The sequence below is a fragment of the Ectobacillus sp. OTK genome (assembly GCF_059698935.1).
Window position 1 is genome coordinate 764371 of sequence record NZ_AP048547.1, and the last position, 26385, is coordinate 790755.

Sequence of the window (26385 nt, forward strand, 5' to 3'; positions counted from 1 at the left end):
CATGACTTTACCAATTTTAGCTAAAGAAAATATTGTACTACAGGCAGCACTGAATAACAAAGAGGAGGCAATTCGATTTACTGGAGATGTTCTAGTGAAACGGGGATATGTTGATTCTGCGTATATCGAGAAAATGCTAGAGAGAGAAGAGCTAACGTCCACTTATATGGGCAATTTTGTTGCAATTCCTCATGGTACTGAGGATGCAAAGGAATCAGTAAAAGAATCCGGAATTTCAATTGTTCAAGTGCCAGGCAGCGTAGACTTCGGAAATGGAAACATCGTGAAGCTGCTGATCGGAATTGCAGGGAAAAACAATGAACATTTAGACATCCTTTCGCAAATTGCGATCGTTTGCTCGGAAGAAGAAAATGTAGAAAAAATCATTCACGCAGCATCTGCAGAGGAAATCCTGGCATTATTTGAAGAGGTGAACTAATATGTTAGCCGTCCATTTTGGGGCTGGGAATATTGGAAGAGGCTTTATTGGAAGTCTACTGTATCATTCCGGTTTTGAAACATGCTTTGTAGATGTGAATAGCGAGTTAGTTGATTTAATTAATGAAAAGAAAGAGTATCGCGTTGTCCTAGCTGAAGATTCTAAGCAAGAATCATTGATTCAAAATGTACGAGCATTAAATAGCCAGCAAAGCCCGGAGAAGGTCATTGAAGCGATTGTGGAAGCAGAGGTTGTAACAACTGCGGTTGGTCCTCATATTTTACGATTTATTGCTCCTTTGCTCGCTGAAGGGTTACGCAAACGCTATAGTGAGACAGAAAAGCCGCTCAATATTATTGCATGCGAAAACATGATTGGCGGCAGCACGCTGTTAAAGGAAAAGGTGTACGAGCATATTACGGATGAAGAAAGAGCATTATTTGATGAGCGCTTTGGCTTCCCTGATAGTGCGGTGGACCGCATCGTTCCCAATCAAACAAACGAAGATAAGCTCATGGTGATTGTAGAGCCGTTTTATGAGTGGGTTGTGGATGAGACGAAAATCGTTGGAAAAACCCCTGCGATTGAAGGCGTCACATTTGTGAAGGACTTAGTGCCATATATTGAACGGAAATTATTCACCGTGAACACAGGACACGCTATCGCTGCTTATTTGGGCTACCACTTTGGTATTGAAACAATCAATAGTGCGATGGAGAATGAAGCAGTTCATGGCTTAGTTGAGGGAGCTTTAAAAGAAAGCGGAGCCTTCTTAACAAAGAAATATGGTTTTGATGCAGAGGCTCATTTTCAATATGTGATGAAAATTGTTAAGCGCTTCTCAAACCCGCACATTTCGGATGAGGTAACAAGGGTAGCGCGCTCGCCGATTCGAAAGCTGGGACCGAAGGATCGCTTAGTGAGCCCGGCGCAGCAATACATTGATGTTGTTGGGGATGAACCAGCGTATCTTGTAAAGGGGATCGCTGCAGCGCTTCTGTATGACTATGCAGGAGATGAAGAAGCAATGCAGGTCCAAAAGACTATTCAAGAAGCAGGATTAGAGGCTGCGATTGAAGAGTTTACGAAGCTTGATCCAAATTCAACTTTGTTCCGTCTTACTGTGGAGCAGTACCATGCGCTAAAGGAAAATAAATTGACGGTTTGAGCAAGGCTGGCCCTTTCCATTTATGGGAAGGGCTATTGTTATGCAATTATTGATGGTAGGGACTTATATGGCCATATTCAAGTGCAGCCCCTTAGTCATAGCGAGATAAGGAATGACTGATTCAATATTGCTTCTAAACGTAGATAAACTGGATTGTCTTTTTATTAAGGAAATTCAGTCGATATAACATTCGATATAGAAAGTTAAAAGTTTTTACTCTTTGCCGCTAAAAGCAGCTTGAATCGTTTTTACGGCAGTCCCTTTGTATAAGCCCGGTTATATTCTAGTGAACAAAAAAGTATTTTGAGTGAAATGCTGTATTTGTTAATGGTACACTACTAGATAAGAAGTAAAAGCTGTTCGATCAGCATCACCAGCTTTATCAAGCGGTTTATGTACATAATAATTGAATTAGTAAAAGGGGAGAAGGAATGATATGACGGAGCAGCTATTGCAAAAGGGCATGTTTCTAAACGGACAGTGGGTACAAGCAGAGGAGTCTTTTTTAGTGCAAAATCCAGCAACCTGGGAGAATGTCGGGATGGTTCCAAGCGGCACGGCACCTCACGCAAAGCAAGCTGTGGATGCGGCAGCGGCTGCATTTGTAACATGGTCGAAGGCGACGGCATATGAGCGTGCGGCTTTACTAGAACGATGGTTTTATGTGATTGAATCGCGTATAGAGGAAATTGCACGTGTTATGACGCAGGAGCAAGGGAAGCCGCTTGCTGAAGCAATTGGAGAGGTACGCTATGCGAATAGCTTTTTGAAATGGTATGCGGAAGAGGCGAAGCGTGTGTACGGTGAGACAATTCCAGCTTCTGCACCATCCAAGCGCATTCTCGTACAGAAGCAGCCAGTCGGTGTTGTGGCAGCTGTTACGCCGTGGAACTTCCCCGCGGCTATGATTACGCGCAAGGTCGCACCAGCTTTAGCGGCAGGCTGCACAGTTGTCGTGAAACCAGCAGAGCTTACGCCGCTTACCGCATTGTTGCTAGCCGAGTGTGCTGAAGAAGCAGGAATGCCCGCAGGGGTAATCAACATTGTAACAACGGAGCGGCCGGCTGAGGTCGTTGATACGTGGATGGAGGACAGCCGTGTGAAAAAAATTACCTTTACCGGCTCTACGCCGGTCGGTAAGCTGTTAATGAGAAAAGCTGCCGATACAGTAAAAAAGGTATCTCTTGAGCTTGGCGGCTTGGCACCGTTTATTATTGCGGAGGATGCAGACTTAGACGAAGCAGTTGCAGGAGTAATGCAATCGAAGTTCCGCAATGCTGGTCAAACGTGCGTATGTGCAAACAGAATCTATGTACATGAAAATATTAAGGACAAGTTTTTAGAAGCGTTCACGAAAGCAGTGACAGCTCTTCGCGTTGGAAATGGCTTAGACGAAGGGACGGAAATTGGTCCGCTTATTAATGAAGCTGCTGTGCAAAAGGTGAAAAGACATCTTGAGGATGCGGCAGCAAAAGGTGCTGTTGTGCACGGAGAGGCTGGGCTGGCGTCAAACACAGGTCATTTTATGCAGCCAATCGTTGTATCAAATGCGACAGATGATATGCTGTGCATGCAGGAGGAAACATTCGGTCCGCTTGCGCCTGTTAGTGTGTACAATGATGACGCGGAGGTTGTGCAGCGTGCAAACAATACACCGTTTGGCTTGGCAGCCTATGTTTATACGCAATCGTTGCAAAAGGCGTTTTTCTTCTCAGAGAATTTAGAGTATGGCATTGTCGGAGTAAACGATGGTTTGCCGTCTGTTGCGCAAGCGCCGTTTGGCGGCATGAAGGAGAGCGGACTTGGCAGAGAAGGCGGCCATCATGGGCTTGAGGAGTTTTTGGAAACGAAGTATGTGTCGTTGAATTTGAAATAAGATTTGGTTGCAAGCAGTCCTAAAAGCAGATACCTGCTTTTAGGGTTGCTTTTTCATGTTTGTTTTTACTCCCTGCATAATAACCTAATTTTTCTTATACAACATTACCGCGCTGCATTGTGTTTCTTTTTAGGGAAATAGCTTTTTCTATATTTTTCAAGTAAACCGTCTACACCAAATTTTCCAGCATTATGACCAGCTAGAAGGATGAACAGGGAAAGCAGGACAAGCTGCAAGCGATTGCTTTGTTTTTGACAAATATATGTAGGAAATGCGGCAAATTTATGGATATAGTTGTCGTACTAGAAAGAAACTAACCTAATGAAAGAAGGTGAGAATATGGCTTTTGGAATTACGAGACAAGAATTACAAGAGTGGAAGGAGAAGGTAAAGCGGGGGGAAATCGCTTTTTTGACGCATTATTGGCTGGATGATCGATTTCCTGAAATGAGAACAGTGACAAAGGTAGGTTGTTCTGATTTGGACAAGCTGATCAAATGGGGAGAGGCATATGGAATCCCTGCCAGGGCACTTCATCACCGCTCTGAGTATCCGCATTTTGATTTATTTGGCGAACGCCAAATTACTATTTTAACGAAAGAAAATATGCTGGAGCAATTAACAAGGTTCAAGTAGAATGTTGTTTAATCCATCCAAACATACTGTTTAATGCTTCTTTATGAACGTTAGGCGGAAGATGATGTCCAAAGCCATTATATTGGTGCATATCAACCTTGTGTCCAAAATTCTGTAGCTTTTGGTACATACGCAAGCCATGAATAAAATCTACTTGTATATCTTTGGTCCCATGCATAATAAGAACAGGACATGTAATACGCTCTGCTAGATGGATAGGTGAGCGAGCTGCATATGCATCCGGTATCTTGCCTGGCGATCCGCCAAGCACCCGCTTGAGCATCCTTCGCAAATCTATGCGCTCTTCATATGTCTGCGCCAAGTCGGATACGCCGCCCCAAAGAGTTAGCGTGTGAATGTTAGGAATCGCAGCCGCAGTTAGCACTGCATTAATGGCGCCGCGCGAGAATCCCATAATAGAAATTCGCTCTTCATCTACAAATGGAAGGCTGCGCAAAAAACGATAGGCGGAGAGTACATCCTCATTTTCAGCGCCGCCAAACTCATCCCGTCCTTCGCCGCCTTCATTTCCGCGATAGCAAGGAGCAAAAACGATGTATCCATGGCCTGCAAACTGCTCTACCCAATCGGTTTTTACGCGGCCGACTTTTCCGATGCCGCCTCGGCAATAGATGAAGGCGGGGAACTTTTGTGAATGAAGAGGCTGCAGGTCTTTTTTGATAGAGCTTGCGATCATTGTAAGAGGCAGGTCGTCTTCCTTGTAAAATTGCTCCAGCATCTTCTGCAATTCTCTCGGTGAAATAGAGAAACAGCTCGGGAAAGCAATATATCCTTTCACTTTATATGCATCTGATATATATGTAGTATGGTAAATCATGTCGAGCTCCTTCTAATGCTTGTTTTGTAAGTACTATAGCTTGAAAAAGAAGCGATAGCAAGGATAAGAAAAAAGAGCCGTAAGAAAACCTACGGCCCAGTTCTTAATATGGATCTGCTTCGTGACCCATTTGTTTAGATTTATCAACAGCTTGATCAGATGCTGCATAGCTTGTATGATCCTGTCGGCCCTCGATTCCCAACTGTACGAACATTTTGATTGTCCGTAATGGGATGGCCTTGCCGATTTGTTAGTGTCATTTCTGTTTCACTTTCTCCCATACGAGAATCTGAGGAGCTTCCGACTCCGTTAACAGAGGTGCCTAGCACTTCTTCGTTTGAGTGATCATGATTCATGATAAGACCGCCTTCTCCAAAGGTTTATAAATTACACATGGATATTTTATTCATGGAGGAGGGGGTTATACAATTTTTAGTAATTTTAATCGCACGTTTATTTTTTTGATATAATTTTATTGAGAGGGGATAAAGTCTGTGTGTATGTTAGTTAAAATAATAAAATGTCTAGACTATTTGTTTTTATATAAGAATTCAGTTTGTTAATTTTATGGTAAAATGAGCGAAGTTATTTAATTTAGAAGAAAAATTTATTGTTTTTTCTGAATTTTCAGTTCTGTTGAACAATCTAAATATATGGCACTTATGACTTGGAATAATATTTCATGTTGACGCATGGATATTCCCTGTGTATGCTAGATTAGTATAATAAAATAATACTTCCTCATCAGCTCAAGATGAGGTAGAGGTTGCGGTGCTTAAGAGTACATAGCGGGAGAGCCGGAGAGCTTAATGAATGCGATGGAAAGGAAGCACTGCCGAAGCGCTGCGGTTCTCCGGCCGAAGCAGCTGGGGCTGTATCCGAATAGGTGCAGAACTGTCATAGGAGTTGCTATGATGAACTATCTTTTTGTCTGATGCGGATAAGTTTGTCTTCACACCCGTCAGAAGGTGTGTTTTTTGTGCTTATATAAAATATGCAATGGCAAAAAGCAGATAACTATCTACTTTTGAGCGAGAGGATACATTGAGAGGGGAAAAATAAATGAGTAAAGGCAATAAGCTTGGCTTATGGATTTTGACATCCCTTGTTGTGGGGAATATGGTTGGATCCGGTATTTTTATGCTGCCTCGTTCCTTATCAGAAGCTGCCAGCCCGGCTGGGGTAATGGGTGCTTGGGTTTTAACGGGAGTTGGTGTACTCATGACGGCTTTAGTATTCGGAAACTTGGCGATTCGCAAGCCGAACCTAAATGGCGGCCCGCAAATTTACGCTAAGGAATTGTTTAAGCTAGGCTCAAAGGCATCACTTTTATCCGGCTTTATGGCTTCTTGGGGATATTGGATTGGAAACCTGGCTGGTAATATTGCAATTATTACGACATTTGCTGGGTATTTGTCTACATTTTTCCCTGTACTTACAAGTGAAGCGGAACTGTTCACAGCCGGTTCCTTTACGTTGAAGCTAGGAAACGCATTAACATTCCTAGTATGTACGTTGTTATTGTGGGCAACCCATTTTATTATTTTACGCGGTTTAGAAAATGCCGGTAAACTTAACTTTTTGGCAACAGCTGCAAAGGTGGTTGGATTTGCGCTGTTTATTATCGTTGGTTTGTTCGCATTCGAGAAAACGAATATGCTGCCGTTCGTAGCTGATAAGACGGATGAGGCAGGCAATGCGATCGGATTATTTGGACAAATTAATAATGCGGCAGTTGCAACGCTTTGGGCATTTATCGGTGTTGAGTCAGCAGTAGTATTTGCATCTAGAGCAAAGAAGCAAGTCGATGTGAAACGCGCGACTACGCTTGGTTTGTTTATCGCACTTGCAATTTATATCGGTATTAGTACACTTGTCATGGGGATGCTGGATCAAGAGACATTGATTCATTCTGATAAACCGCTGATTGATGCGATTTCGACTGTGCTTGGTCCAATCGGCGGCAAAGTGCTGGCTGGAGTAGGGCTTATCAGCTTAATCGGTTCTACTATTGGCTGGGTGATGCTAAGCGCTGAGGTGCCGTATCAGGCTGCGAAGCAGGGGATGTTTATCTCAGCATTTTTAAAAGAAAATAAAAATGGGACTCCGGCATTTTCCCTTGTTGTGACCAACTTGCTTGGACAGCTGTTTATTTTCTCAACAGTTTCCAACTCTATTTCTGCAGCGTTTGATTTTGTCATTGTTGTTGCGACGCTTTCGTACTTAATACCATATTTCATCTCGTCTATTTTCCAACTCAAGCTTGTCATTACGGGAGAGACGTATGAAAATGGAAAAGGGCGAGTGCTTGACGGCATTATTGCTGCTCTATCCACTATATACTCTGCTTGGGTAATTAAGGCAGGAACAGCGGATATGAAAACCTTCTTATTTGGTATGCTGTTGCTTGCGAGCGGTATTTTATTCTACGGCCAGTTGAAGAAAAATCTTGCGATATCTGAAAATAAAAATAGAAAATCTGCTTAATATGATGAAAAGGGCAGCTCTAAACGTCCGCTTTGGGCCTTTGGAGCTGCCCTTATTTATATAAGTTTAAAAGTAACTTCCTTGTTAGAAAATCTAGCGACATCATTGAGATGACAACATATAGAAGGCTACAATAGGTTAACAGCAGGTTAACAGAATTTGCTGGGAAAATTCTGAGGGTGATGGGAGCAGATAGGAGGGAATCAATGGCCATGCTAAAATTCAATCACGTCAAAAAGAAATATGGAAATCATGCATTAACTGTTAAGGATTTTCATCTAGAGGTGGCGGAAAAAGAATTTCTTGTGTTAGTGGGGCCGTCCGGCTGCGGAAAATCAACTACTTTGCGTATGATTGCCGGATTGGAGGATATCTCTGAAGGGGAGCTTTTTATTGGCGATCAAATTATAAATGATGTGCCGCCCAAAAAACGTGATATTGCTATGGTGTTTCAAAATTACGCATTATATCCCCACATGAGTATTTATGACAATATCGCCTTTGGATTAAAGCTGCGAAAACTGCCGAAGGAGGATATTGACAAACGAGTAAAAGAAGCGGCGGGAATTTTAGGCCTAGAGCATCTATTGGACCGAAAGCCAAGGGAACTGTCAGGCGGTCAACGCCAACGGGTGGCATTAGGACGAGCCATTGTTCGTGAGCCAAAGGTTTTTTTAATGGACGAGCCGCTTTCTAATCTTGATGCGAAGCTGCGTGTACAGATGAGAACTCAGATTAGTAAACTTCATAAACGGTTAGGCGTAACGACTGTGTATGTAACGCACGATCAAACAGAAGCGATGACCATGGGAGACCGTATTGTAGTTATGTATGATGGTTTGATCCAGCAGGTGGCAAGCCCAAAGGAAATTTATCATTTTCCGGCAAATAAGTATGTTGCGAGCTTTATCGGCTCCCCAAGCATGAATTTTCTTACCGGACAAATTATAGAGCAGGGCGGGCAATTATATTTCAAAGATGGCCATCTTTCTCTGACTATCCCAAAGCAAAAGGCGGACATCCTGCGTATGAAAGGCTATGTTAATCAAGCAATCATCCTTGGCATCCGTCCGGAAGACATTAACGATGAAATAGATGAAGCGTTACACGGGAAGTCTATCATTGAGGCAAAGATCGATGTAATTGAAAATATGGGTTCGGAATTATTTCTATACGTAATAGCAGGTGAGACTATGGTAACGGCTCGAGTCAAGGGCGGAACGGAACTAGCATTGGGTAAACAAATACCGTTAGCTATTAACATGATGAAAGTACATTTTTTTGATATGGAAACAGAAGCAGCCATTCGTTAAGACAGTGAAAGTTTTATCGAGTGATGGTTAACGGTTTTTTCCAATTTACCGCAAATGATAATGCTTTCAATAATTAAAAAATTATAAAGATTCAGAAAAAAATGTATTGACGCATAACAAAACATTATGTAACATAACATTATATAACATATTAAAAAACGCTATGTTATATAAAATGAAAATTAAGAGGTGGAAAGACATGAGTAAAGCAATAGCGAATGTAAACAGTCAAGTGCAGGTTGTGTTGGATGAATTGCAGAGTAAGAGCATCAGCAATGTATTTTTTGTAGCATGCGGCGGCTCCTCTGCTATTATGTACCCAGCTAAGTATGTGCTAGATCGTGAAGCGACAAAGCTTGCTTCTGATTTGTATAGTTCAAATGAGTTTATTCATCGTAATCCACGTCAATTAGGGGAAGAATCTCTAGTAATCTTGTGCTCCATGTCGGGAACGACTCCTGAAACAGTAGAGGCTGCTAAGTTTGCGAAAAATAAAGGGGCTTATACGGTGGCATTGACGAATGAACCAGAGTCCCCATTAGCTAAAAGCTCAGATCGTTTCTTGAAATATGAGTGGGGCAATGATATAGATGCTTTTGATACAAATCTTGGCGTTCTATATCAATTAGTCTTTGGTGTATTGAATGTCATTGAGAACAATGAAAAGTTTGTAAAGCTGGTTACAAGCTTAGAGAATCTGCAGGCTGTATATGAAAAAGCTCTGCAACAAGAAGCTGAAAAGGCAAAGGTGTTCGCAGCATCTCATGCGAAAGAGCCTGTAATTTATACAATGGCAAGTGGTGCAAACTATGGAGCTGCCTATTCCTTCAGTATTTGCATCCTTATGGAAATGCAGTGGATTCATTCACACGCAATCCATGCTGGGGAATATTTCCATGGACCGTTTGAAATCATTGATGAGAATGTACCATTTATTATTCTTTTAGGGCTTGATGAAACAAGACCGCTGGAAGAGAGAGCGTTGTCCTTCTCTAAGCGTTATGGTAAGAAGCTTACTATATTAGATGCGAAGGAATACGATCTTGCAGGTATCGATGAGGAAGTGAAAGGATACGTCGCACCTCTTATTTTAAATCGTGTATTACGCCAGTATGCAGAAGAGCTAGCGGAAGCGCGTAATCATCCGTTAAGCACAAGACGCTACATGTGGAAGGTAGAATATTAATCCTTCGCGATAGAATTTTGAAGATTTAAATTTTTTTAAAAATTATACCATAATGTTATATAACATTATGGTATAATTCTTCTTAAAGAAATAAGAATTGTTAGGAGCATTGTCTAGCTTCATCGGCCTGCTCGCTGTGGGGGAAAGACCCCTGATCAATGATGCAAAAAGCGCTTCATCGTTCGGAGAACTATCGCCCTTTGTGAGCAAAACGAGCCGATTCCGCTTTTCTTAAAACATGAGTTGATAGGGGGGCAATATCAATGAAAAAGGCAAAGCTTGTATTAGCATCAGTTTTGAGCTTATCTTTATTGCTTGGCGGATGTTCTGGCCAAAAAACGTCTTCTGAAGCAAAAGACGAAAAAGGGAAAATTACGTTGGAATTTTTCCACAGATGGCCAAAGGAGCCTGAGAAGAGTTATTTTGAGAATGTTGTGCAGGAGTTCGAAAAACAGCATCCTAATATCGATATTCAAACAGAAGCTGTTTTGAACGATTCCTATAAAGAAAAAATCAGAGTATTACTAGGAACAAATAACCCGCCGGATATGTATTTTTCCTGGAGTGATCAGTTCGCCTACAAATTTGTACAAGGAAATAAAGCTCTTGATTTGACCCCTTATTATAAGGAGGATACAGCTTGGTCCTCCCAACTTGTTCAAAATCAAATCACCCCGTTTTCATTCGATAATAAATATTATGGCGTACCTTGGCAAATGGACGGCAAATCATTTTTCTACAACAAGGATATCTTTGCGAAGTTGAATTTACAGCCTCCTACAACATGGGACGAGTTTATGAAGGTATTAGAAGTACTAAAAGAAAATAAATATATTCCTATCGCATTTGGAAGTAAAGCTACATGGTCGATTTCCCATTATATCGGAACTTTAAATCAAAGGCTGGTTGACGAAAAAACACGTGAAAAGGACTATGACCCGGCAACGGGAACATTTACAGACGCAGGCTATGTAGAAGCACTGAAAAAACTAAAAGAACTGATTCCTTATTTTACAGAAAACTCAAATTCTGTTGACCATGAATATGCAAGGGGAACATTTAATTCAGGTAAGGCCGGTATTATGTATGCGGAAACAGCTGAAATTGCATTGGTAAAAGATGTGAAAAACTTAGGCCTCTTTAATTTCCCTGCAATCGAGGGACAAAAAGGAGATTCGGCTTACCTAACAGGAGCGCCTGAAGGCTTTATGATTTCGTCTAAAACAAAGCATCCAAAGGAAGCAATGGAGTTTTTGAAGTTCCTAACCTCTAAGGAAATGGGAGAAAAATTGGTGAAGGATGTCGGCAAATATAGTGCGGTAAAAGGAACTACGAATGAAACCAATGCTACTCCAATTCAAATAGAAGCTGTGAATCAGATCTTAAATGCTAAGCAAATGGTTCCTTGGTTTGATACAGATGTAGATATAGAAATAGTAGATGCATACTTAACGAATACACAAATGATGCTGAATGGAGAAAAAACTCCTCAAGAGGTTATGAAAGAGGTACAAAAAGCTGCTGATGCCCTGCGAGCATCCAAAAAGTGATAATGTGATGAGAGGCGGAGGCAGCCCTCCGCCTTCTCTTTCAGTAAAAGGAGTGAGACAATTGTGTTAAACCGTAATAAGTTCATACCATTCCTATACCTGTTTCCAGCATTGGCATTTTTACTGTTTGTTTATGTTCCGATCTTTCAAAATATTGGTTCCAGTTTCTATAAGTGGAGCTCTTTTTCCCCAGATAAAATATTTGTAGGATTCGATAACTATGTAAATTTGTTTCAAGACCCAGTCTTTTATCAGGCATTAACAAATAATGTTCTTTACGCAATTATTTCGATTATATTCCAAGTTTTTGGAGGATTGGTAATTGCTGCAGTTTTAGAGGACAAGCTGATTCGCAAGTTTTCCCCCATTTTTAGAACCGTATATTTTCTTCCCGTTGTAATCTCTATGACCGTCATTGCGTTGTTATTTAGCTTTTTCTATAACCCTGATGTAGGATTGTTAAATCAATTGCTGCGCGGGATTGGGCTAGACAGCCTGGCGAAGGCATGGCTAGGTGACAGTGATACCGCAATGTATGCGGTGATTGCGGTATCTCAGTGGCAATCAATTGGTTATATCGCGATGCTGTATATTGTAGCGATTCAGAAAATACCTTCTGAGCTATACGAGGCTGGTGAAATAGATGGTGCAAATAAAATACAATTGTTTTTCCATGTTACAATGCCGCAAACAAAGGAAATGTCGTTTGTAACAGTTATTATGACCTTAGCCGGAGCCTTTACAGTATTTAATGAGCCATATATTTTAACGGGCGGAGGGCCAGGAAATGCATCTGAGGTACTGAGCACCTACTTATATAAGAATGCGTTTGTGAAGGATGCAATGGGATACGCATCCACAATCGCAACCGTCATTTTGGCAATCACCTTAATTCTTTCTGCTGTTCAAATGGGTCTATTCAAAACAGGAAGGGAGGAGTAATCATGGAGGTTCCAAAGCCGGAATTCGTCGCAGCAAATCCATCTATAGAGGCTGTAAAAAGAAAGAAACGCGGAAAAAGCTATGCTGGACTAACGGGCGTATACATTATGCTGATTGCTTACTTAGTTGTCATTGCTTATCCATTGCTATGGATGGTGATGAGTTCGTTCAAGAGCACCGATGAAATTTTCACTCACAGCTGGTCTCTTCCTAAGCAATGGTTGTTCGAAAATTACGCGACTGCTTGGAATCAAGGAATCTCCTCCTACTTTTTAAACAGCGTAATCGTCACGGCTTTGACCTGTATCATAACTGTGCTGGTAAGCGCACTGGGGGCGTACGGGCTGTCACGGTTTGAATTTAAGTTTAAATCTGTTATTCTCATTATTTGTTTAGGCGGACTTATGCTATCTCCTCAGGTCAGCTTAATTCCGCTGTATAAGATGATTCAGTCGCTCGGTTTGTATAATACGTATTGGGCGTTAATTCTGCCTTATGCCGCGTATCGTATCCCGTTTACGATATTGCTCATTCGTTCTTACTTTCTATCTATTCCAAAGGAACTTGAGGAGTCCGCTTATTTAGATGGCTGTACAAGCCTAGGGATATTTTTTAGAATTTTCTTTCCAATGAGTATGCCTATTCTAGTGACAGCTACGATCTTGACAGCCTATCATACATGGAATGAATTTATGTTTGCGATTATCTTTATAGATGATAATAGTTTAAAAACAATACCAGCTGGTCTCATGCAGTTCCGTGATGCATTGCAGACTGATTGGGGAGTACTATTGGCTGGATTAACAATTTCAGCTATGCCAATTGTTGTTTTATTCTTATTCCTGCAAAAATACTTTGTTCGCGGGATTGCAAATGGAAGTGTAAAGGGATAATAAGGAGGAATTTCCAATGAGATTACTAGCAATCGGAGATAATGTAGTAGATTATTATAAAGACCAGGAGAAAATTTATCCTGGGGGCAATGCACTGAACGTAGCAGTGCTATGTAACCGATTAAATCATGAACAGTCCTCCTATATTGGGATTGTAGGAAATGATGAAGCAGCCGCTCATGTGCTGGCAGCGCTGCAGCAAGAAAAGGTAGACATCAGCAGAATCAGACAAGCTGTTGGAGAGAATGGAATGGCTGTTGTCACGTTGGATAAGGAAGGAGATCGTATTTTCGTCGGCTCCAATAAGGGAGGCGTTCAATCGAGGATGGGAATTGTGCTGGATGAGCAGGACCTTGATTACATACGTCAGCACGATCTTCTTCATACAAGTGTATATAGTCGCTTAGAGCATCACCTTCCAAAACTAAGCCAGATAACCGACATTGCATTTGACTTTTCTACAAATCAAGAAGAAACGTATTTACAGCAAGTTTGTCCGCATATAAGCTATGCATTTTTTTCCGGAAGCAGCCTAACGGAGGCTGAGTGCACAGCATTAATTCAGAAGGTACATTCGCTGGGGACGAAGGTGGTATGTATCACGCGCGGGGGAGAGGGTGCTATTTTATCAATCGAAAATCAGATATATAAACAGCCTATTATCCCAACTGAGGTTGTAGATACGTTGGGAGCTGGCGATTCCTTTATTGCAGGCTTTCTTTCCTCTTACGTACAGGAAAAGGATGTACAGCAGGCCTTGCATATGGGAGCATTGGTTGCATCTCAAACCTGTCAATATTACGGCGCATTTGGCTATGGCAAGGACTATACTTCCAATTCTGCTATTGTTCAAAAATAATATGCAAGAAAAAAGGGTAATGAGGCCACACTTTATAAAGTGGACTCATTACCTTTTTCTTCTTGTGATGTAGAGGTGTCAATCGTAAATGTAACACGATTGGCAGGATAATATAGAAAGGAAGAATGGATTGGCTGCTTCTTGGCATCATATGCAATTTTCTCGACCTTATAGAGAGGCTCTCCCACTTCACATTCCAAATGCCTTGCCTCTACTGTGTTTGCAAATATTAAATTTAATAGTTTCTTATTATGAACAGGCGTTACATTGTATTTACTTTTTAAGGTGTCATACATAGAAACCGAATCTTGAACATATTGATTTAAGTTCGGGAAGACCTTCAAGGAATAATGAGAAATTTCCAGAGTGAGAGGTTTATCATCAAAATATAGAATTCGCTGCAGCTCCAGTACATCACTTTCTGGAGAAATGCACAATGCTTTGGCGATCTGCTTGGAAGCAGGCTGGATACCGAATGAAAGGATCTTGCTGTGAGGGGTTTTCCCTAATTCCGACATATAATCAGAATGGCCATTAACTGCGATTAATTCCCGTTTTACCTTCGGATATTGTACAAATGTTCCCTTTCCTTGCTGTCTGACAAGGAACCCTTCTTCAACGAGTTCTAGAACGGCCTTTCTAACTGTAATCCGGCTTACACCATAGGTTTCGCATAATTCTGTTTCAGTTGGCAATCTTTCGCCTGGAGAGTAGATGCCCCTATGAATATCCTCTGTAATTGCTTGCTTTAATTGAACATAAAGCGGTGTAGAACTATGAGTGTTCAGCTTCATACTTGCAGCTCCTTTCTAACTTGTTATGTATATTATAACGTAATGTAATGTTATAATACAAATTTTTTGTTTGTTAAGAAGTCCTTAGTAATATGTATTTGTGTGATATAAAAAAGGCTGCCTCTAAACAAAGAGAGACAGCCTTTTTATACTAATTAGTTGTTGATATAACGCTCAAATACGAAACCAAAATCCTTCACGGTATATTGCTTTGTAGTATCTGTCAGCCAAGAGAAAGCCGCTGTGTTTAATTCCTTAAATTGGTCTACTAGCTTGCTTTCTGTGCTTGTAACGCGGCTTAATGTAGTCGAAGCCAATTCAAGGCTTCGTTTTGCATGTGCTAAAGAAATCTCGTTTTCATGTGAAATTTCCGCGATTTTAAGCAGCGCTTTATATAAGTCCTTGAGCTCTTCCAAATGTTTTTTGTGTACGTCAATCGAATAATGTTCAGAGCCTAAGTTGAACTTAATCTCAATATCTAAATCTACTGTTCCAGCTGTTTCGAGTGTCACATTTGAAATTTTGTTTGTGCTGTAATTATAGCGGCGGAGTGTGCGCTTTTTACTTACAGCGCTTGTTCCATCAAGGTGGATTAAAGCTTTGTTTGTAAAGCAGTATTCATCTGACTTTGATTTGATGAGGAAAAAAATCTTCTCATCATCTTCATGCATAATATAGTCATCCGCATCTACTTTGTCATAATCCTTCGGTTTGATTACAGAACCAACATCACTTAATCCCAGTGCATCAGCCGCTATTTTTCCAAACATGAGGCTCATCCTTTCTTTTTGAGGACTTAAATCCTAGATATTTCGAGATTATTGTAGCATATACACAGTCTGATTTGTGGGAAAATTTTGGGTTTTTTGTGAAGGGAAATTAGATATTTTTAATTTTATAGAGCGCTTAGTCTTAGCATGCTTCCGCAGGAAAAGGCATAATGCGCGAGATTCGCTTTTTCAAAAGTATATCTTTATAATAATCTATGGTTACATCAGCTTGAATAAAGAAAGGGTGTGCAAGCATGCAATCATTGCAGGGAAAGACAGCGATTATTACAGGTGCAGGCAGAGGGATCGGCCGTGCAGCTGCTATTGCATTAGCTAAAGAAGGCGTAAACATCGGGCTCATTGGGTTAACGATGGCAAACCTAGAAAAGGTAGCAGAGGAACTGCAGGAGTTTGATGTGAATGTTTCTGCAGCTGCAGCGGATGTAGCAGACCTCGAATCGATTACTCATGCAGTGGCACATATTACAGAGGACTTAGGCCCAATTGACATTCTCATCAATAACGCAGGTATTGCCAAGTTTGGCGGTTTTATGGAGCTAGAGCCTGCTGAGTGGGAAAAAATTATCCAAGTAAACGTAATGGGTGTGTATTATACAACGAGAGCGGTGCTGCCTCAAATGATCGAAAGAAAGTCAGGGGATATTATTAATATTTCCTCGTCAGCCGGTCAAAAGGGAGCGCCTGTGACAAGTGCATACAGCGCATCTAAATTCGCTGTGTTAGGCTTGACAGAATCATTGATGCTTGAGGTGAGAAAGCATAATATTCGCGTAAGTGCCCTAACTCCAAGTACGGTGGCGACAGATTTGGCAATTGAACAAAATCTAACGGACGGCAACCCTGAAAAGGTGATGCAGCCGGAGGATTTAGCAGAATTTATGGTAGCTCAATTGAAGCTGAATCCGCGTATTTTTATTAAAACTGCAGGCATGTGGTCGACAAATCCATCATAATAAATATTAGCATGACGTGCTTTTGGCGCGTCATGTTTGTTTCTATATACAAGAAATCGAATTTTTTGAGCCTAATAAAAACACCTGACCCAAGCAAAGATAAAAAGAAAAGCTGTTCCAAAGGGGCGTTTTTACCGACCTTTTAGGACAGCTTCAGGTTTATTGTACTCCAAGATAGCTAATTCATCAAAGGACGAAATGAAATGGAACTGATTCACAAGTTGTTTGAATGCATTACCTAATCTTATGCTATGTTTTCATCTGTTTATTTTTAAAACATCGTGGAGTAACGCCTGTGAATTTTTTGAAGATCTTCGTAAAATAACTTTGGTCATGAAAGTTCAAAAGTGTATAGATCTCTGATAAGGAATAATTGGTGAAAGTTATTAAATTTTTTGCTTCTTCTACTCTTGCGCGTTGGATGTACTCACGTAAAGAAATTCCGACTTCCTTTTTAAACAGAGCGGACAAATAATTTGGATGCATGGCTGCAACGGAGGCAAGGTCGGAAAGAGATATATCCTCATAAAGATGAGTGAAAATATAGTTTTGACAAGCACTGATTGATTTTGAGTATTGGTAGGTTTTGCTTTCTTGTACACGATCTGCAAAATCGCACAATGCCTCGTCGAGTAAGGTAGTTACAGCTTTACTTTCTTTCAATTCTTCGAGATTTTGTATATACAAATCACTGAGGGTATAGGCAACTTCAGGATGAAGCCCGCCTTCCATAGCAAACCGTGTTGCTAGTGTAATGGCTGATATGCCCAAGTTTTTTTGGCTTCTTAAATGGCTTCTTTTTGATAAAATACCTAATTCCCCTGTTTCAGGCGACAGCTTCAAGTGTTGGATTAACTCCTCTTTACGTCCCTCTTTAATACATTGAAAGAGCTTCTTCTCATATAAAGGATCGTGATGGAAAGACATACTTTGACGTCTATTTGAGATATCTACATCAGCATTCTCTATTTCTATAGGATTATTTTCTAATGATTTGTTTTGCTGAAGGATCATCGTTGTATCTAATTTTTCGTGGTAAATCATGTAGTAAAGAAGCATACTGGCATGTATTAACCTAGAGTTGCTCAAAACAGGCAATGACTGATAATAATGAATTACATCATGTTTTTCTTTACTTATGTTGAGGTCAGCTATGATTCCCTTCAGCATGTCTTTTGACGGCTTCGAATAAATAGATGGTCCGACCAGGAAAGTCCCTTTAAATAGATTATCCTTCCTTAGGGAAACCGAAAAAAAGTTTTCCATATAGTTTGTTGATTTAAGTACGGGAAATTGGTGAGGATCATCAGGGTTAAATAATTGATGTAAGACATCTTTTTTAGAGGGGTATAAAGGGTTATGGATATAATTAGAAGAGAATTCAAGCTTTACTTCCCCTTTTTCATCAATGAAAAAAACAGGAACCTTAAATGATTCGTACATAAGTTTGCAAATATATTCCACATCGTCTAATACAAGAAGCATATTCATTAGCAAAATCCCCTTAAAATCTTTGAATTAAATTCCTTTCATAACTCTCAAAAAACACTGAAAAAGATAAAGCAATCTAATGTTTTGTTAAAAAAACACTATTTTTATTAAAAATATACCATAAATTGAGTGTGGAAATATATATAATCGCCTTAAGAAAGTTTAAGAAAACGCTTTCTGGAAGCGTTAACATTTGGAGGTTTGTTATGCAAAGAGATATGAAAGAACTTATTTCACAAATGACATTAGAAGAAAAGGCCAGTTTATGTTCTGGATTAGATTTCTGGCGTTTAAAAGGAATTAAACGATTGGGGATTCCGTCCATTATGGTAACAGATGGTCCCCACGGGCTTCGCAAGCAACGGGAAGGAGCCGATCATTTAGGGCTTTTTGACAGCGTTCCCGCAACCTGCTTCCCATCTGCTGTCGGAATGGCAAGCTCCTGGAACAGGGAATTGATTCAAACAGTAGGAGCTGCTTTAGGAGAAGAATGTCAGGCTGAGGATGTAGCAGTTCTTCTTGGACCTGGCGCAAATATTAAACGTTCCCCGCTTTGCGGAAGAAACTTTGAATATTTCTCGGAAGATCCTTATCTATCCTCTGAAATGGCAGCCAATCATATTAAAGGCGTGCAAAGTCAGGGAGTAGGAACTTCCCTCAAACATTTTGCAGTCAATAATCAGGAGCATCGCAGGATGTCAACAGATGCGGTTGTTGATGAAAGAACACTGCGTGAGATTTATCTTGCTAGCTTTGAAGGCGCTATTAAGCAATCACAACCTTGGACAGTCATGGCTGCTTACAACAAAGTGAATGGAGAATACGCATCAGAGAATCAATACTTGTTAAATGATATTTTGAAAGAAGAGTGGGGCTTTGAAGGCTTTGTCGTTTCCGACTGGGGGGCAGTAAACGAACGCGCGACAGGTTTGGCAAACGGTCTAGAACTTGAAATGCCTGCGAGCAGCGATATTGGTGACCGAAAGATTGTAAATGCTGTAAAAAATGGCGAGCTTTCTGAAGAAACATTAGACAGAGCAGTGGAACGATTATTGAATATCATCTTTAAAGCGGTTGATAACAAAAAAGAAAACGCTGTCTATGACAAAGATGCCCATCATCAGCTGGCAAGAGAAGTGGCAAGAGAAAGTATGGTTCTCCTAAAAAATGAAGAACAGATCCTTCCGCTGAACAAAGAAGGCACAGTTGCTGTCATTGGGGCATTTGCGAAGAAACCAAGATACCAAGGCGGCGGAAGTTCCCATATTAAACCAACAAAGCTGGAAAATATTCTAGAAGAAATTGAAAAAACAGCAGGCAGCGATGCAACTGTTTTGTATGCTGATGGTTACCAGCTTAATAGTGATGTGCTGGAAGAATCATTAGTGCAGGAAGCAAAGGAGGTCGCAGCCCAATCTGATACAGTCATTCTGTTTGTAGGGCTTCCTGACCGCTATGAATCAGAAGGATATGATAGAGAGCATTTACGTATACCAGAAAATCAGCGCCAATTACTTGAGGCTGTGGCAGAAGCCAATAACAATATTGTTGTCGTATTAAGCAACGGTGCTCCAATCGAGATGCCTTGGATTGATAAGGTGAAAGGGTTGCTTGAGGGCTATTTGGGCGGACAGGCCCTTGGCGGAGCGATTGCCGATTTATTATTCGGTGACGCTAATCCGAGCGGAAAATTGGCAGAGACATTCCCGAAACAACTAAGCGACAATCCTTCTTATTTAAATTTCCCTGGAGAAGGAGACAAAGTCGAATACAAGGAAGGTATTTTTGTTGGATATCGTTACTACGATACAAAGAACATTGAGCCGTTATTCCCATTCGGTTATGGTTTAAGCTATACGAGCTTTGAATATAGTAATCTCTCCATCAGCAGAAAGGACATGAGGGATACAGAAACGGTTACAGTCACTGTAAATGTGAAAAATACCGGCGACGTGGCAGGAAAAGAAATTGTACAGCTATATGTTAAAGATACGGCAAGCAGTGTAATAAGACCTGAAAAAGAGCTGAAAGGCTTTGAAAAAATCGAGTTACAACCGGGTGAGGAGAAAACAGTAACATTCCTGTTAGATAAACGAGCATTTGCTTACTACAACGTTGAGCTGAAGGATTGGCATGTGGAAACGGGAGATTTTGAAATCCTAATTGGGAAATCGTCTAAGGATATTGTCTTAAAAGATAGCATCTTTGTTCAATCAACAGTTTCTATTAAAAAGCCGGTTCACAGAAATACGACAGTTGGTGACTTGTTGAGCGATCCAACCCTTGCGCCGTTAGCTAAGGAATTGTTGGCGAAAGCAAATGAAAATAACCCACTTGCCGATGCAGCCCAAGATGAGGGAGATGCATCTGAAATGATGGAAGCAATGATGAAATATATGCCGTTGCGTGCCATGGTTAATTTCAGCCAAGGTGCCTTCACGGAGGAAATGCTAACGGATATGATTCAGCAGTTAAATGAACATCAAGCAAAAGAACATGTATCAGCCTCTTAAATGAATCAAGGTTTGTATTGAATATCTTAAGTCTCGGTTAGCACTCAGCTGCTGACCGGGGCTCAGGCCATAAAGAAAAATTCTTGCGAAATTCTTGTAAATATCGAAAACCTTTTTTGGGAGGAAAAAACATGGATACTACACAACAAAATTTGCACCCTATTACACCATTTAAGCGTCTCATTTCGGCTCTTGTTGTCTCGAACGCCGCCACTTTTATTGCCCTTATGCCGCCGATTATATTATTGTTGACTTTAAAACTTCAGGTAATAGCACCTGATAATGTGGCTGGTGCTTTGGCTTCGGTTACTTCGGTTGGAGCATTTGTCGCCATGCTTGCGAATCCTGTGGCCGGTGCCATTGGCGATCGCACCCGTTTTCGATTTGGACGCCGCCGGACTTGGATTCTAGCAGGAAATATACTGGGGGGAGCTTCCCTATTGGGAATCGGCCTTTCTAAAGAGATATGGCAAGTTACATTGCTTTGGTCCTGTGCACAAGCGTTCTTTAACTGCACTTTAGCGGCAAATAATGCCTTATTGGCAGATCAAGTAGAGGAATCACGCCGCGGTTCTATTTCAGGCATCGTAGGTGCTGTTCCTGCAGTATCACCGCTTATTGGTATTTCATTGGCGAATGCTATGAGTCAGCAATCAGATGTTACAAAGTGGTCAGTATTAGCACTAATCGGAATTGTTGGGTCTATTATTGCAATCAGTTTAATTCGTGACGCAGGATATACAGGGTCTGGAAGAGCAAAAAAAGAGCAGGTAAAGTTCAGCTTATGGAAGGTTATTCCGAATCCTCGAAAATATCCAACCTTTGCATATGCATGGTTAGCACGATTTCTAGTTTTGTTCTGTACAGCAGCTGGTTTGTTCAATTCGGTATTCTTAGCTGAACGTTTTCATTTTTCGCCGGAAGAGCTGGGAAGTAAGGTAATGCTAACAACCGTTATTTCTACCATTCTTACATTCCTGTTTAGTGTCGTAGGAGGATTTATTTCCGACCGCTTCAAACGCCAGAAACCATTTGTCATCGGAGCAGGTACATTGATGGGAATTGCATTGATTGTGCAAGGATTCGCTCCAAACTTTACGGTTGTTTTAGTTGCCACTGTTTTGATGGGAATTGGCTCGGGTGTCTATTACGCGGTAGATATGGCACTTCTAACGCGTGTGCTTCCTAATAAGGATGATGCAGCAAAAGACCTTGGCATATTAAATATTGCAAACGCTTTACCGCAATCGATTGTTCCAGCTATAACTCCGGTATTGCTTGGCATGGGCGGGTATGAGCTATTGTTCTCTGTTATTGGTACACTTGGAATTTTGGGTGGTATTGCAGTATTGAAGGTTCCAGAAGTGTCATCTGAAAAAAATGGCGAAGTGCCAACTGGAAAATCAGCTATTGTACAATAATGTAAGCATGAATAAATGAAGAATCATGTATTAGCAGTCTATTTCGAAGTATATTAGACCTCCTGAAATCTTTTTATCTGGCCCACTCCACCTTACGGAATGGGCCATCTTCTGTAATTTATATTTAACAAACAATAGTAGGGGAGAGAATCAAATGATTGGAATCTGGAATACGGTATTACAAACACCGTTTGCTAAACTGAAAGTGATTTTTACAGTTGAAAAACATGAGGCATATCGTTTAACAGTGAAGACCGAACCTCTACCTATGAATATAGAATTTAATATGATAACAGTGGAAGGCAATCGACTACGCGCATCTGGGCATTATAAGTTTTTTTCAGAAGAAGCAGCAGAGGTTGAACTTACCTTTGAAGGGGAAGTTTTTTCAGGGATCTTGAACTTGCATCCGTTAGGAACATTGCAATTTGAGGGACAAAAAGGAGAAGGGGCTTCACTAGCTGCTGTACTCATGGATGAAGTACAAAAATATAGAAAGGTTGGAACGATAAGAGAAAGAACGGAAGAAGAAATTCGAGACGAAGTAGAAAAGCTCCTTAACAGAATGACAATTTTAGATAAGGTTGGACAGATGAGCCAATGCTTGGCCTCAAACTTTGCATTCGGAGGGGATGTGGAGTCTGATCCGCCGGAAAAATTGGTTGCGGAGGGCAAGGTAGGTTCTATTTTAGGTGCTTTTGATATTAATAGAGTTTTCGAGCTGCAACGAATCGCCATTGAACAATCACCATTAAGAATTCCTCTTCTTTTCAATGCTGATATTATTCACGGCCACCAAACGATTTTCCCTGTACCGTTAGCTTGGTCTTCAAGCTGGGATATGGATGGAATCAAAAGGGCGTGTGCTATTTCTGCAAAGGAAGCTTCAGCGTCCGGTATTACCTATAATTACGGACCGATGGTGGATGTAACAAGAGATGCCAGATGGGGAAGGGTCGTAGAAGGCGCCGGCGAAGATCCGTACTTAGGCTCATTGATAGCAAAAGCGCAGGTGGAGGGATTTCAAGGAGACAGCTTATTTAGCGAGGAAACCATTATTGCTTGCTTGAAACACTTCATCGCCTATGGTGCTGCAGAAGGCTGTAAGGTAGATAGCGAAATCGATGGAGGACTTGAGGAGGCAGTCCGGCAAGCAAGGCAAGCGGATACAGTCATTCTTGCTCTGGGAGAAAGCAGCGATATGTCAGGAGAAGCTGCATCCAGAATGGACATAGAACTGCCTGAAGTCCAGAGACGACTGGCTGAAGAGATAGTGCAGCTTTATATCCAAGATTTAAATGGGAGCGTTGTACGCCCAGTTAAAGAGCTTAAAGGATTCGAAAAGATTTATTTGAACCCAGGTGAGAGCAGAGAAGTTACATTCGAGATTACTGAGGAGGATTTAAAATATTATACTGCCGACATGACTTATCAAGCGGAGGCAGGGGAATTTAAAATCTATATTGGTACGAATTCAAAAGAGGTGAAAGAGGCAGCTTTTGAACTAATAATATAAGAATGATATAGACTGCCTGTCCACTGTAGAATACGGGGGGACAGGCAGTCTATTTTATGTGTGTCCTATTTTAAGGATTCACTTCATTACGAAGGATCAGGTGTTTTTATTGATTTTCAGCAGCCGATAGCTATGCTGCACAACAACCTTGCATACTGCATATGTAGGAATAATTAAAATCATCCCGAGCACCCCTGCCAAATTTCCCCCAACTAAGATGAGGAGAATGATTGTAAGCGGATGGATTTTCAGCGCGCGTCCCATGACAAGCGGAGACACAAAGCTGCTTTCAATCTGCTGGGCGGCAAACATAATGATGATGACATACAAAACCATAATGGGGTCCTGCAGCCAGGCGGCAATAATAGCAGGAATAACCGCCAAAAACGGACCGAGAAACGGAATGATATTCATAACCATACCGAACATGGCTAGCAATAGCGCATAATCAAGACCGATAATCAAATAGCCGATCAGCAGCAATACACCAATGCATGTACTCACAATAAGCTGGCCTTGAATATAGCTGGCTAATGCTTTATCCATATCACTTAAAATCCCGCGTATATAATCTGCTTTCGAGCTCGAAAAGAAACGAGTTACACTTGGAACAAATTTGTCGCGGTCGCTTAACAAGTAAAATAGAATGAATGGGACAATAGCGAGCGCGACAAGGAGGCTTACAGTATTGCTTAGAAATGTAGCGATGGATGAGCCGGTCACAGCAACAATGTCTCCAAGGCTATTGGTAATATATGTAACACCATCTTTAATGTACTGCGGAATAAATTCTTGATGTGCTTGCCAATAATGAATACCTTCTTGTACGGAGGCTACCATCTTTGGCGTATTTTGGACTAGATTTACGAATTGCTTTTGAATGATTGGTCCAATAAAAGAGATAACAAATGTGAAAAGGCCGGCTATCACTAAGAAGATAACTACAATCCCGATATTCCTCGGCACTTTTCGTTCTTCTAGCCAGTACAAGAGAGGCCGGCATAAGTAAAATAAAACGCCTGCTATTAAAAATGGTGTAAACAAGGTTTGTACAAATATAATAAGCGGTGTAAAAATAAACTTCACTTCATTCATGAGCCAGATGATGACGAGAAATAAGATGATTCCTATACTAACACGAAACCAACGCGTGTTTGATATCCCCATTTTGGTATTCGCTCCTTCTTATCAATTTTTCCTGTACTTCCTCATTATAGAAAGATTGTGAGTGATCTTGCAATCTTATCATTTTTATTAAAGAAATTATAGGATTTTATGGTAAATATAAGGGGGAATCTTTTTCAATACATTTAGTCTTTGATGTTAGAATGGAATAAAAGAGCAAGGGCTTCAAGGGGGAGAAAAATGAAAAGACAAATCTTTTTCTCGTTTCATTATCTTTCAGTTGACTAACAAATAAAATGATCGCAAACAACAAATTAAAAAGAAAATAAGTAACATAGAAAAGTAATTCGGAAAATCCCTTTTAGTTGCCAAATACATAGTGCAATAAAATATAATATAATGATATTAATGACAAAAGGGGAGTTTCTAATCATGGAAGAAATTTTATGGATTGGCGGTGGAATTTGCGTCGCAGCGGGCAGTATCCTATATGCTGCAAAACGTTTTCTAGACAAGGATGATCCCGACTACATATTTAGTTATCTAAAAGAGTATCAATCAAAAAATACTTGTGCACTGGTCATTCAACGAAATGGAAGGGTCGTTTATTCTGTTAACCCTAATGCAGTACTTCCGCTTGCTAGTACGATGAAATATATTATTGCTATTGCTTATGCTTCCCAAATTGAATCAGGAGACATTGATCCTGAAGAGAGCATCGCATTGTCAGAATTAGAAAGGTACTATGTTAAGAATACTGATGGAAATGCTCATCCATCTTGGATTGACTATGAAACTTCACAAGGCAATATTCACGAGCATAGGATAGCGATTAAGCATATAGCCAAAGGGATGATGCAGTTTAGTTCAAACGCAAACACGGATTACCTTCTTGAGCGTTTAGGGATTGATAATGTTAACGCTGTGATAAAAGAATTTAATCTTACTAGCCATACACCCATATTTCCTATCACGTCAGCACTATACATACCTGGATATATTCAACTAAAGCAAAAAATTACATCTAAGCGGGAATTGTTAAGATTCATACAAAATATGTCATTTCAAGAGTATAGAGAACATGCTCTGCATTTGCAGCAACAGATGAAGCAAGATAACAACTTCCGAAATGCTTCAATCCCGCTCTTGTTAGACAAATCATTTCAAAAGATTTGGTCTGATCGTCTACCTTCGGCAAGTGCATCGGATTATATACAGCTTATGCATATACTTAATCAGAAGAATACATTCTCGAACAAGACTCAAATTCAATTAGACTTCATACTGGAATCTGTTATGAATAACCCTAACAATCAAGCTTGGTTGCATCACGCTGGACAAAAAGGAGGATCTACCTTATTTGTTCTAACAAACGCTGCATACGCAACTGATAAGAACTTGAACCAAACAGAGGTTGTATTTTTAGGAAATAATCTAGATAGTGTAGAGAGGATTAAACTATCAAAAAATATGAATTCTTTCTTGTTAAAGATTATGAGGGATCCATCACTTGCTCTAGAATCAACACAGTAAAAAGGAAGTAAGATCCTATAATTAAGTATACAAAAAGAGCAGAACATTAAGATCCGCTCTT

Annotated in this window: 21 protein-coding genes, 1 pseudogene and 1 riboswitch; of the genes and pseudogenes, 16 read left to right on the forward strand and 6 right to left on the reverse strand. The window is 40.6% G+C overall.

The genetic code is table 11. From position 1 onward, the window contains the following. The first annotated feature begins 1 nt into the window (after position 1). The 4 genes from AC6HZ4_RS03855 to AC6HZ4_RS03870 all read left to right on the forward strand — a co-directional run bounded on the left by AC6HZ4_RS03855 (position 2) and on the right by AC6HZ4_RS03870 (position 4119). Positions 2-439 (forward strand): PTS mannitol transporter subunit IIA, encoded by a 438-nt coding sequence (locus tag AC6HZ4_RS03855; protein ID WP_497493723.1) that lies wholly within the window; start codon positions 2-4, stop codon positions 437-439. A 1-nt stretch (position 440) separates the two neighbouring features. Then, positions 441-1607 carry a mannitol-1-phosphate 5-dehydrogenase gene (locus AC6HZ4_RS03860; protein ID WP_497493724.1) on the forward strand — a complete coding sequence of 389 codons (1167 nt, stop codon included), beginning with the start codon at positions 441-443 and terminating at the stop codon, positions 1605-1607. A gap of 436 nt (positions 1608-2043) precedes the next feature. After that, a complete protein-coding gene (locus AC6HZ4_RS03865; RefSeq protein WP_497493725.1) occupies positions 2044-3483 on the forward strand; it encodes an NAD-dependent succinate-semialdehyde dehydrogenase in 1440 nt (479 codons plus the stop codon). A 339-nt stretch (positions 3484-3822) separates the two neighbouring features. Next, positions 3823-4119 (forward strand): hypothetical protein, encoded by a 297-nt coding sequence (locus AC6HZ4_RS03870; RefSeq protein WP_497493726.1) that lies wholly within the window; start codon positions 3823-3825, stop codon positions 4117-4119. Here AC6HZ4_RS03870 and AC6HZ4_RS03875 read toward each other — a convergent pair. Together AC6HZ4_RS03875 and AC6HZ4_RS03880 are read right to left on the reverse strand one after the other, a co-directional pair. Further along, entirely contained in the window at positions 4112-4957 is an 846-nt protein-coding gene (locus tag AC6HZ4_RS03875; protein ID WP_497493727.1) for an alpha/beta hydrolase family protein, read from the reverse strand. The genes AC6HZ4_RS03870 and AC6HZ4_RS03875 overlap by 8 nt on opposite strands. 182 nt (positions 4958-5139) lie before the next feature. Continuing rightward, positions 5140-5313, reverse strand: a pseudogene (locus AC6HZ4_RS03880) (catalase); the annotation flags it as partial. Positions 5314-5709: 396 nt separating this feature from the next. Then, positions 5710-5887: riboswitch (Lysine riboswitch) on the forward strand. Between the two features lie 132 nt (positions 5888-6019). On the opposite strand from AC6HZ4_RS03880, the gene AC6HZ4_RS03885 reads away from it, so the two are divergent. The 7 genes from AC6HZ4_RS03885 (at position 6020) to AC6HZ4_RS03915 (ending at position 14187) form a co-directional block, all read left to right on the forward strand. Further along, positions 6020-7444, forward strand: coding sequence for an amino acid permease (locus tag AC6HZ4_RS03885; RefSeq protein WP_497493728.1), 1425 nt, complete (start codon positions 6020-6022; stop codon positions 7442-7444). A gap of 206 nt (positions 7445-7650) precedes the next feature. Continuing rightward, positions 7651-8757: an ABC transporter ATP-binding protein gene (locus tag AC6HZ4_RS03890; RefSeq protein ID WP_497493729.1), complete on the forward strand. Its 1107-nt coding sequence runs from the start codon at positions 7651-7653 to the stop codon at positions 8755-8757. Positions 8758-8956: 199 nt separating this feature from the next. Beyond that, on the forward strand, positions 8957-9943 hold the full coding sequence (locus tag AC6HZ4_RS03895; RefSeq protein WP_497493730.1) for an SIS domain-containing protein: 987 nt from the start codon (positions 8957-8959) through the stop codon (positions 9941-9943). A 263-nt stretch (positions 9944-10206) separates the two neighbouring features. Then, positions 10207-11493 (forward strand): ABC transporter substrate-binding protein, encoded by a 1287-nt coding sequence (locus AC6HZ4_RS03900; RefSeq protein ID WP_497493731.1) that lies wholly within the window; start codon positions 10207-10209, stop codon positions 11491-11493. A 63-nt stretch (positions 11494-11556) separates the two neighbouring features. After that, the gene (locus tag AC6HZ4_RS03905) at positions 11557-12435 is read left to right on the forward strand and encodes a carbohydrate ABC transporter permease (protein ID WP_497493732.1); all 879 of its coding nucleotides are present in this window, start codon (positions 11557-11559) and stop codon (positions 12433-12435) included. 2 nt (positions 12436-12437) lie between these two features. Further along, entirely contained in the window at positions 12438-13328 is an 891-nt protein-coding gene (locus tag AC6HZ4_RS03910) for a carbohydrate ABC transporter permease (RefSeq protein WP_497493733.1), read from the forward strand. Positions 13329-13344: 16 nt separating this feature from the next. Further along, positions 13345-14187 carry a fructoselysine 6-kinase gene (locus tag AC6HZ4_RS03915; protein WP_497493734.1) on the forward strand — a complete coding sequence of 281 codons (843 nt, stop codon included), beginning with the start codon at positions 13345-13347 and terminating at the stop codon, positions 14185-14187. A gap of 32 nt (positions 14188-14219) precedes the next feature. Here AC6HZ4_RS03915 and AC6HZ4_RS03920 read toward each other — a convergent pair whose 3' ends face one another. Both AC6HZ4_RS03920 and AC6HZ4_RS03925 read right to left on the reverse strand, forming a co-directional pair. Beyond that, positions 14220-14981 (reverse strand): GntR family transcriptional regulator, encoded by a 762-nt coding sequence (locus tag AC6HZ4_RS03920; RefSeq protein WP_497493735.1) that lies wholly within the window; start codon positions 14979-14981, stop codon positions 14220-14222. Positions 14982-15136: 155 nt separating this feature from the next. Further along, on the reverse strand, positions 15137-15751 hold the full coding sequence (locus tag AC6HZ4_RS03925) for a PH domain-containing protein (RefSeq protein ID WP_497493736.1): 615 nt from the start codon (positions 15749-15751) through the stop codon (positions 15137-15139). A gap of 254 nt (positions 15752-16005) precedes the next feature. On the opposite strand from AC6HZ4_RS03925, the gene AC6HZ4_RS03930 reads away from it, so the two are divergent. Then, a complete protein-coding gene (locus AC6HZ4_RS03930) occupies positions 16006-16725 on the forward strand; it encodes a 3-ketoacyl-ACP reductase (protein WP_497493737.1) in 720 nt (239 codons plus the stop codon). 249 nt (positions 16726-16974) lie between these two features. On the opposite strand, the gene AC6HZ4_RS03935 is transcribed toward AC6HZ4_RS03930, so the two are convergent. After that, on the reverse strand, positions 16975-18210 hold the full coding sequence (locus AC6HZ4_RS03935) for a helix-turn-helix domain-containing protein (protein WP_497495590.1): 1236 nt from the start codon (positions 18208-18210) through the stop codon (positions 16975-16977). Positions 18211-18422: 212 nt separating this feature from the next. Here AC6HZ4_RS03935 and AC6HZ4_RS03940 point away from each other — a divergent pair, with 212 nt between their 5' ends. The 3 genes from AC6HZ4_RS03940 (at position 18423) to AC6HZ4_RS03950 (ending at position 23666) form a co-directional block, all read left to right on the forward strand. Beyond that, the gene (locus AC6HZ4_RS03940) at positions 18423-20729 is read left to right on the forward strand and encodes a glycoside hydrolase family 3 C-terminal domain-containing protein (RefSeq protein ID WP_497493738.1); all 2307 of its coding nucleotides are present in this window, start codon (positions 18423-18425) and stop codon (positions 20727-20729) included. 131 nt (positions 20730-20860) lie between these two features. Then, positions 20861-22150, forward strand: coding sequence for an MFS transporter (locus AC6HZ4_RS03945; RefSeq protein WP_497493739.1), 1290 nt, complete (start codon positions 20861-20863; stop codon positions 22148-22150). Positions 22151-22304: 154 nt separating this feature from the next. Further along, entirely contained in the window at positions 22305-23666 is a 1362-nt protein-coding gene (locus tag AC6HZ4_RS03950; protein WP_497493740.1) for a glycoside hydrolase family 3 N-terminal domain-containing protein, read from the forward strand. 96 nt (positions 23667-23762) lie between these two features. On the opposite strand, the gene AC6HZ4_RS03955 is transcribed toward AC6HZ4_RS03950, so the two are convergent. Next, complete coding sequence (locus AC6HZ4_RS03955) at positions 23763-24833, reverse strand: AI-2E family transporter (protein ID WP_497493741.1); 1071 nt, start codon at positions 24831-24833, stop codon at positions 23763-23765. A gap of 390 nt (positions 24834-25223) precedes the next feature. On the opposite strand from AC6HZ4_RS03955, the gene AC6HZ4_RS03960 reads away from it, so the two are divergent. Further along, the gene (locus AC6HZ4_RS03960) at positions 25224-26324 is read left to right on the forward strand and encodes a serine hydrolase (protein WP_497493742.1); all 1101 of its coding nucleotides are present in this window, start codon (positions 25224-25226) and stop codon (positions 26322-26324) included. Positions 26325-26385 lie beyond the last annotated feature (61 nt).

Excerpts from the sequence above, each read along its gene's own strand:
- AC6HZ4_RS03890 (WP_497493729.1), top strand. The coding sequence starts at position 7,651 with ATGGCCATGCTAAAATTCAATCACGTCAAAAAGAAATATGGAAATCAT.
- AC6HZ4_RS03925 (WP_497493736.1), bottom strand. The coding sequence starts at position 15,751 with ATGTTTGGAAAAATAGCGGCTGATGCACTGGGATTAAGTGATGTTGGT.
- AC6HZ4_RS03895 (WP_497493730.1), top strand. The coding sequence starts at position 8,957 with ATGAGTAAAGCAATAGCGAATGTAAACAGTCAAGTGCAGGTTGTGTTG.
- AC6HZ4_RS03950 (WP_497493740.1), top strand. The coding sequence starts at position 22,305 with ATGATTGGAATCTGGAATACGGTATTACAAACACCGTTTGCTAAACTG.
- AC6HZ4_RS03855 (WP_497493723.1), top strand. The coding sequence starts at position 2 with ATGACTTTACCAATTTTAGCTAAAGAAAATATTGTACTACAGGCAGCA.
- AC6HZ4_RS03865 (WP_497493725.1), top strand. The coding sequence starts at position 2,044 with ATGACGGAGCAGCTATTGCAAAAGGGCATGTTTCTAAACGGACAGTGG.
- AC6HZ4_RS03910 (WP_497493733.1), top strand. The coding sequence starts at position 12,438 with ATGGAGGTTCCAAAGCCGGAATTCGTCGCAGCAAATCCATCTATAGAG.
- AC6HZ4_RS03935 (WP_497495590.1), bottom strand. The coding sequence starts at position 18,210 with ATGCTTCTTGTATTAGACGATGTGGAATATATTTGCAAACTTATGTAC.
- AC6HZ4_RS03915 (WP_497493734.1), top strand. The coding sequence starts at position 13,345 with ATGAGATTACTAGCAATCGGAGATAATGTAGTAGATTATTATAAAGAC.
- AC6HZ4_RS03940 (WP_497493738.1), top strand. The coding sequence starts at position 18,423 with ATGCAAAGAGATATGAAAGAACTTATTTCACAAATGACATTAGAAGAA.
- AC6HZ4_RS03945 (WP_497493739.1), top strand. The coding sequence starts at position 20,861 with ATGGATACTACACAACAAAATTTGCACCCTATTACACCATTTAAGCGT.
- AC6HZ4_RS03955 (WP_497493741.1), bottom strand. The coding sequence starts at position 24,833 with ATGGGGATATCAAACACGCGTTGGTTTCGTGTTAGTATAGGAATCATC.
- AC6HZ4_RS03960 (WP_497493742.1), top strand. The coding sequence starts at position 25,224 with ATGGAAGAAATTTTATGGATTGGCGGTGGAATTTGCGTCGCAGCGGGC.
- AC6HZ4_RS03900 (WP_497493731.1), top strand. The coding sequence starts at position 10,207 with ATGAAAAAGGCAAAGCTTGTATTAGCATCAGTTTTGAGCTTATCTTTA.
- AC6HZ4_RS03885 (WP_497493728.1), top strand. The coding sequence starts at position 6,020 with ATGAGTAAAGGCAATAAGCTTGGCTTATGGATTTTGACATCCCTTGTT.
- AC6HZ4_RS03875 (WP_497493727.1), bottom strand. The coding sequence starts at position 4,957 with ATGATTTACCATACTACATATATATCAGATGCATATAAAGTGAAAGGA.
- AC6HZ4_RS03870 (WP_497493726.1), top strand. The coding sequence starts at position 3,823 with ATGGCTTTTGGAATTACGAGACAAGAATTACAAGAGTGGAAGGAGAAG.
- AC6HZ4_RS03920 (WP_497493735.1), bottom strand. The coding sequence starts at position 14,981 with ATGAAGCTGAACACTCATAGTTCTACACCGCTTTATGTTCAATTAAAG.
- AC6HZ4_RS03860 (WP_497493724.1), top strand. The coding sequence starts at position 441 with ATGTTAGCCGTCCATTTTGGGGCTGGGAATATTGGAAGAGGCTTTATT.
- AC6HZ4_RS03930 (WP_497493737.1), top strand. The coding sequence starts at position 16,006 with ATGCAATCATTGCAGGGAAAGACAGCGATTATTACAGGTGCAGGCAGA.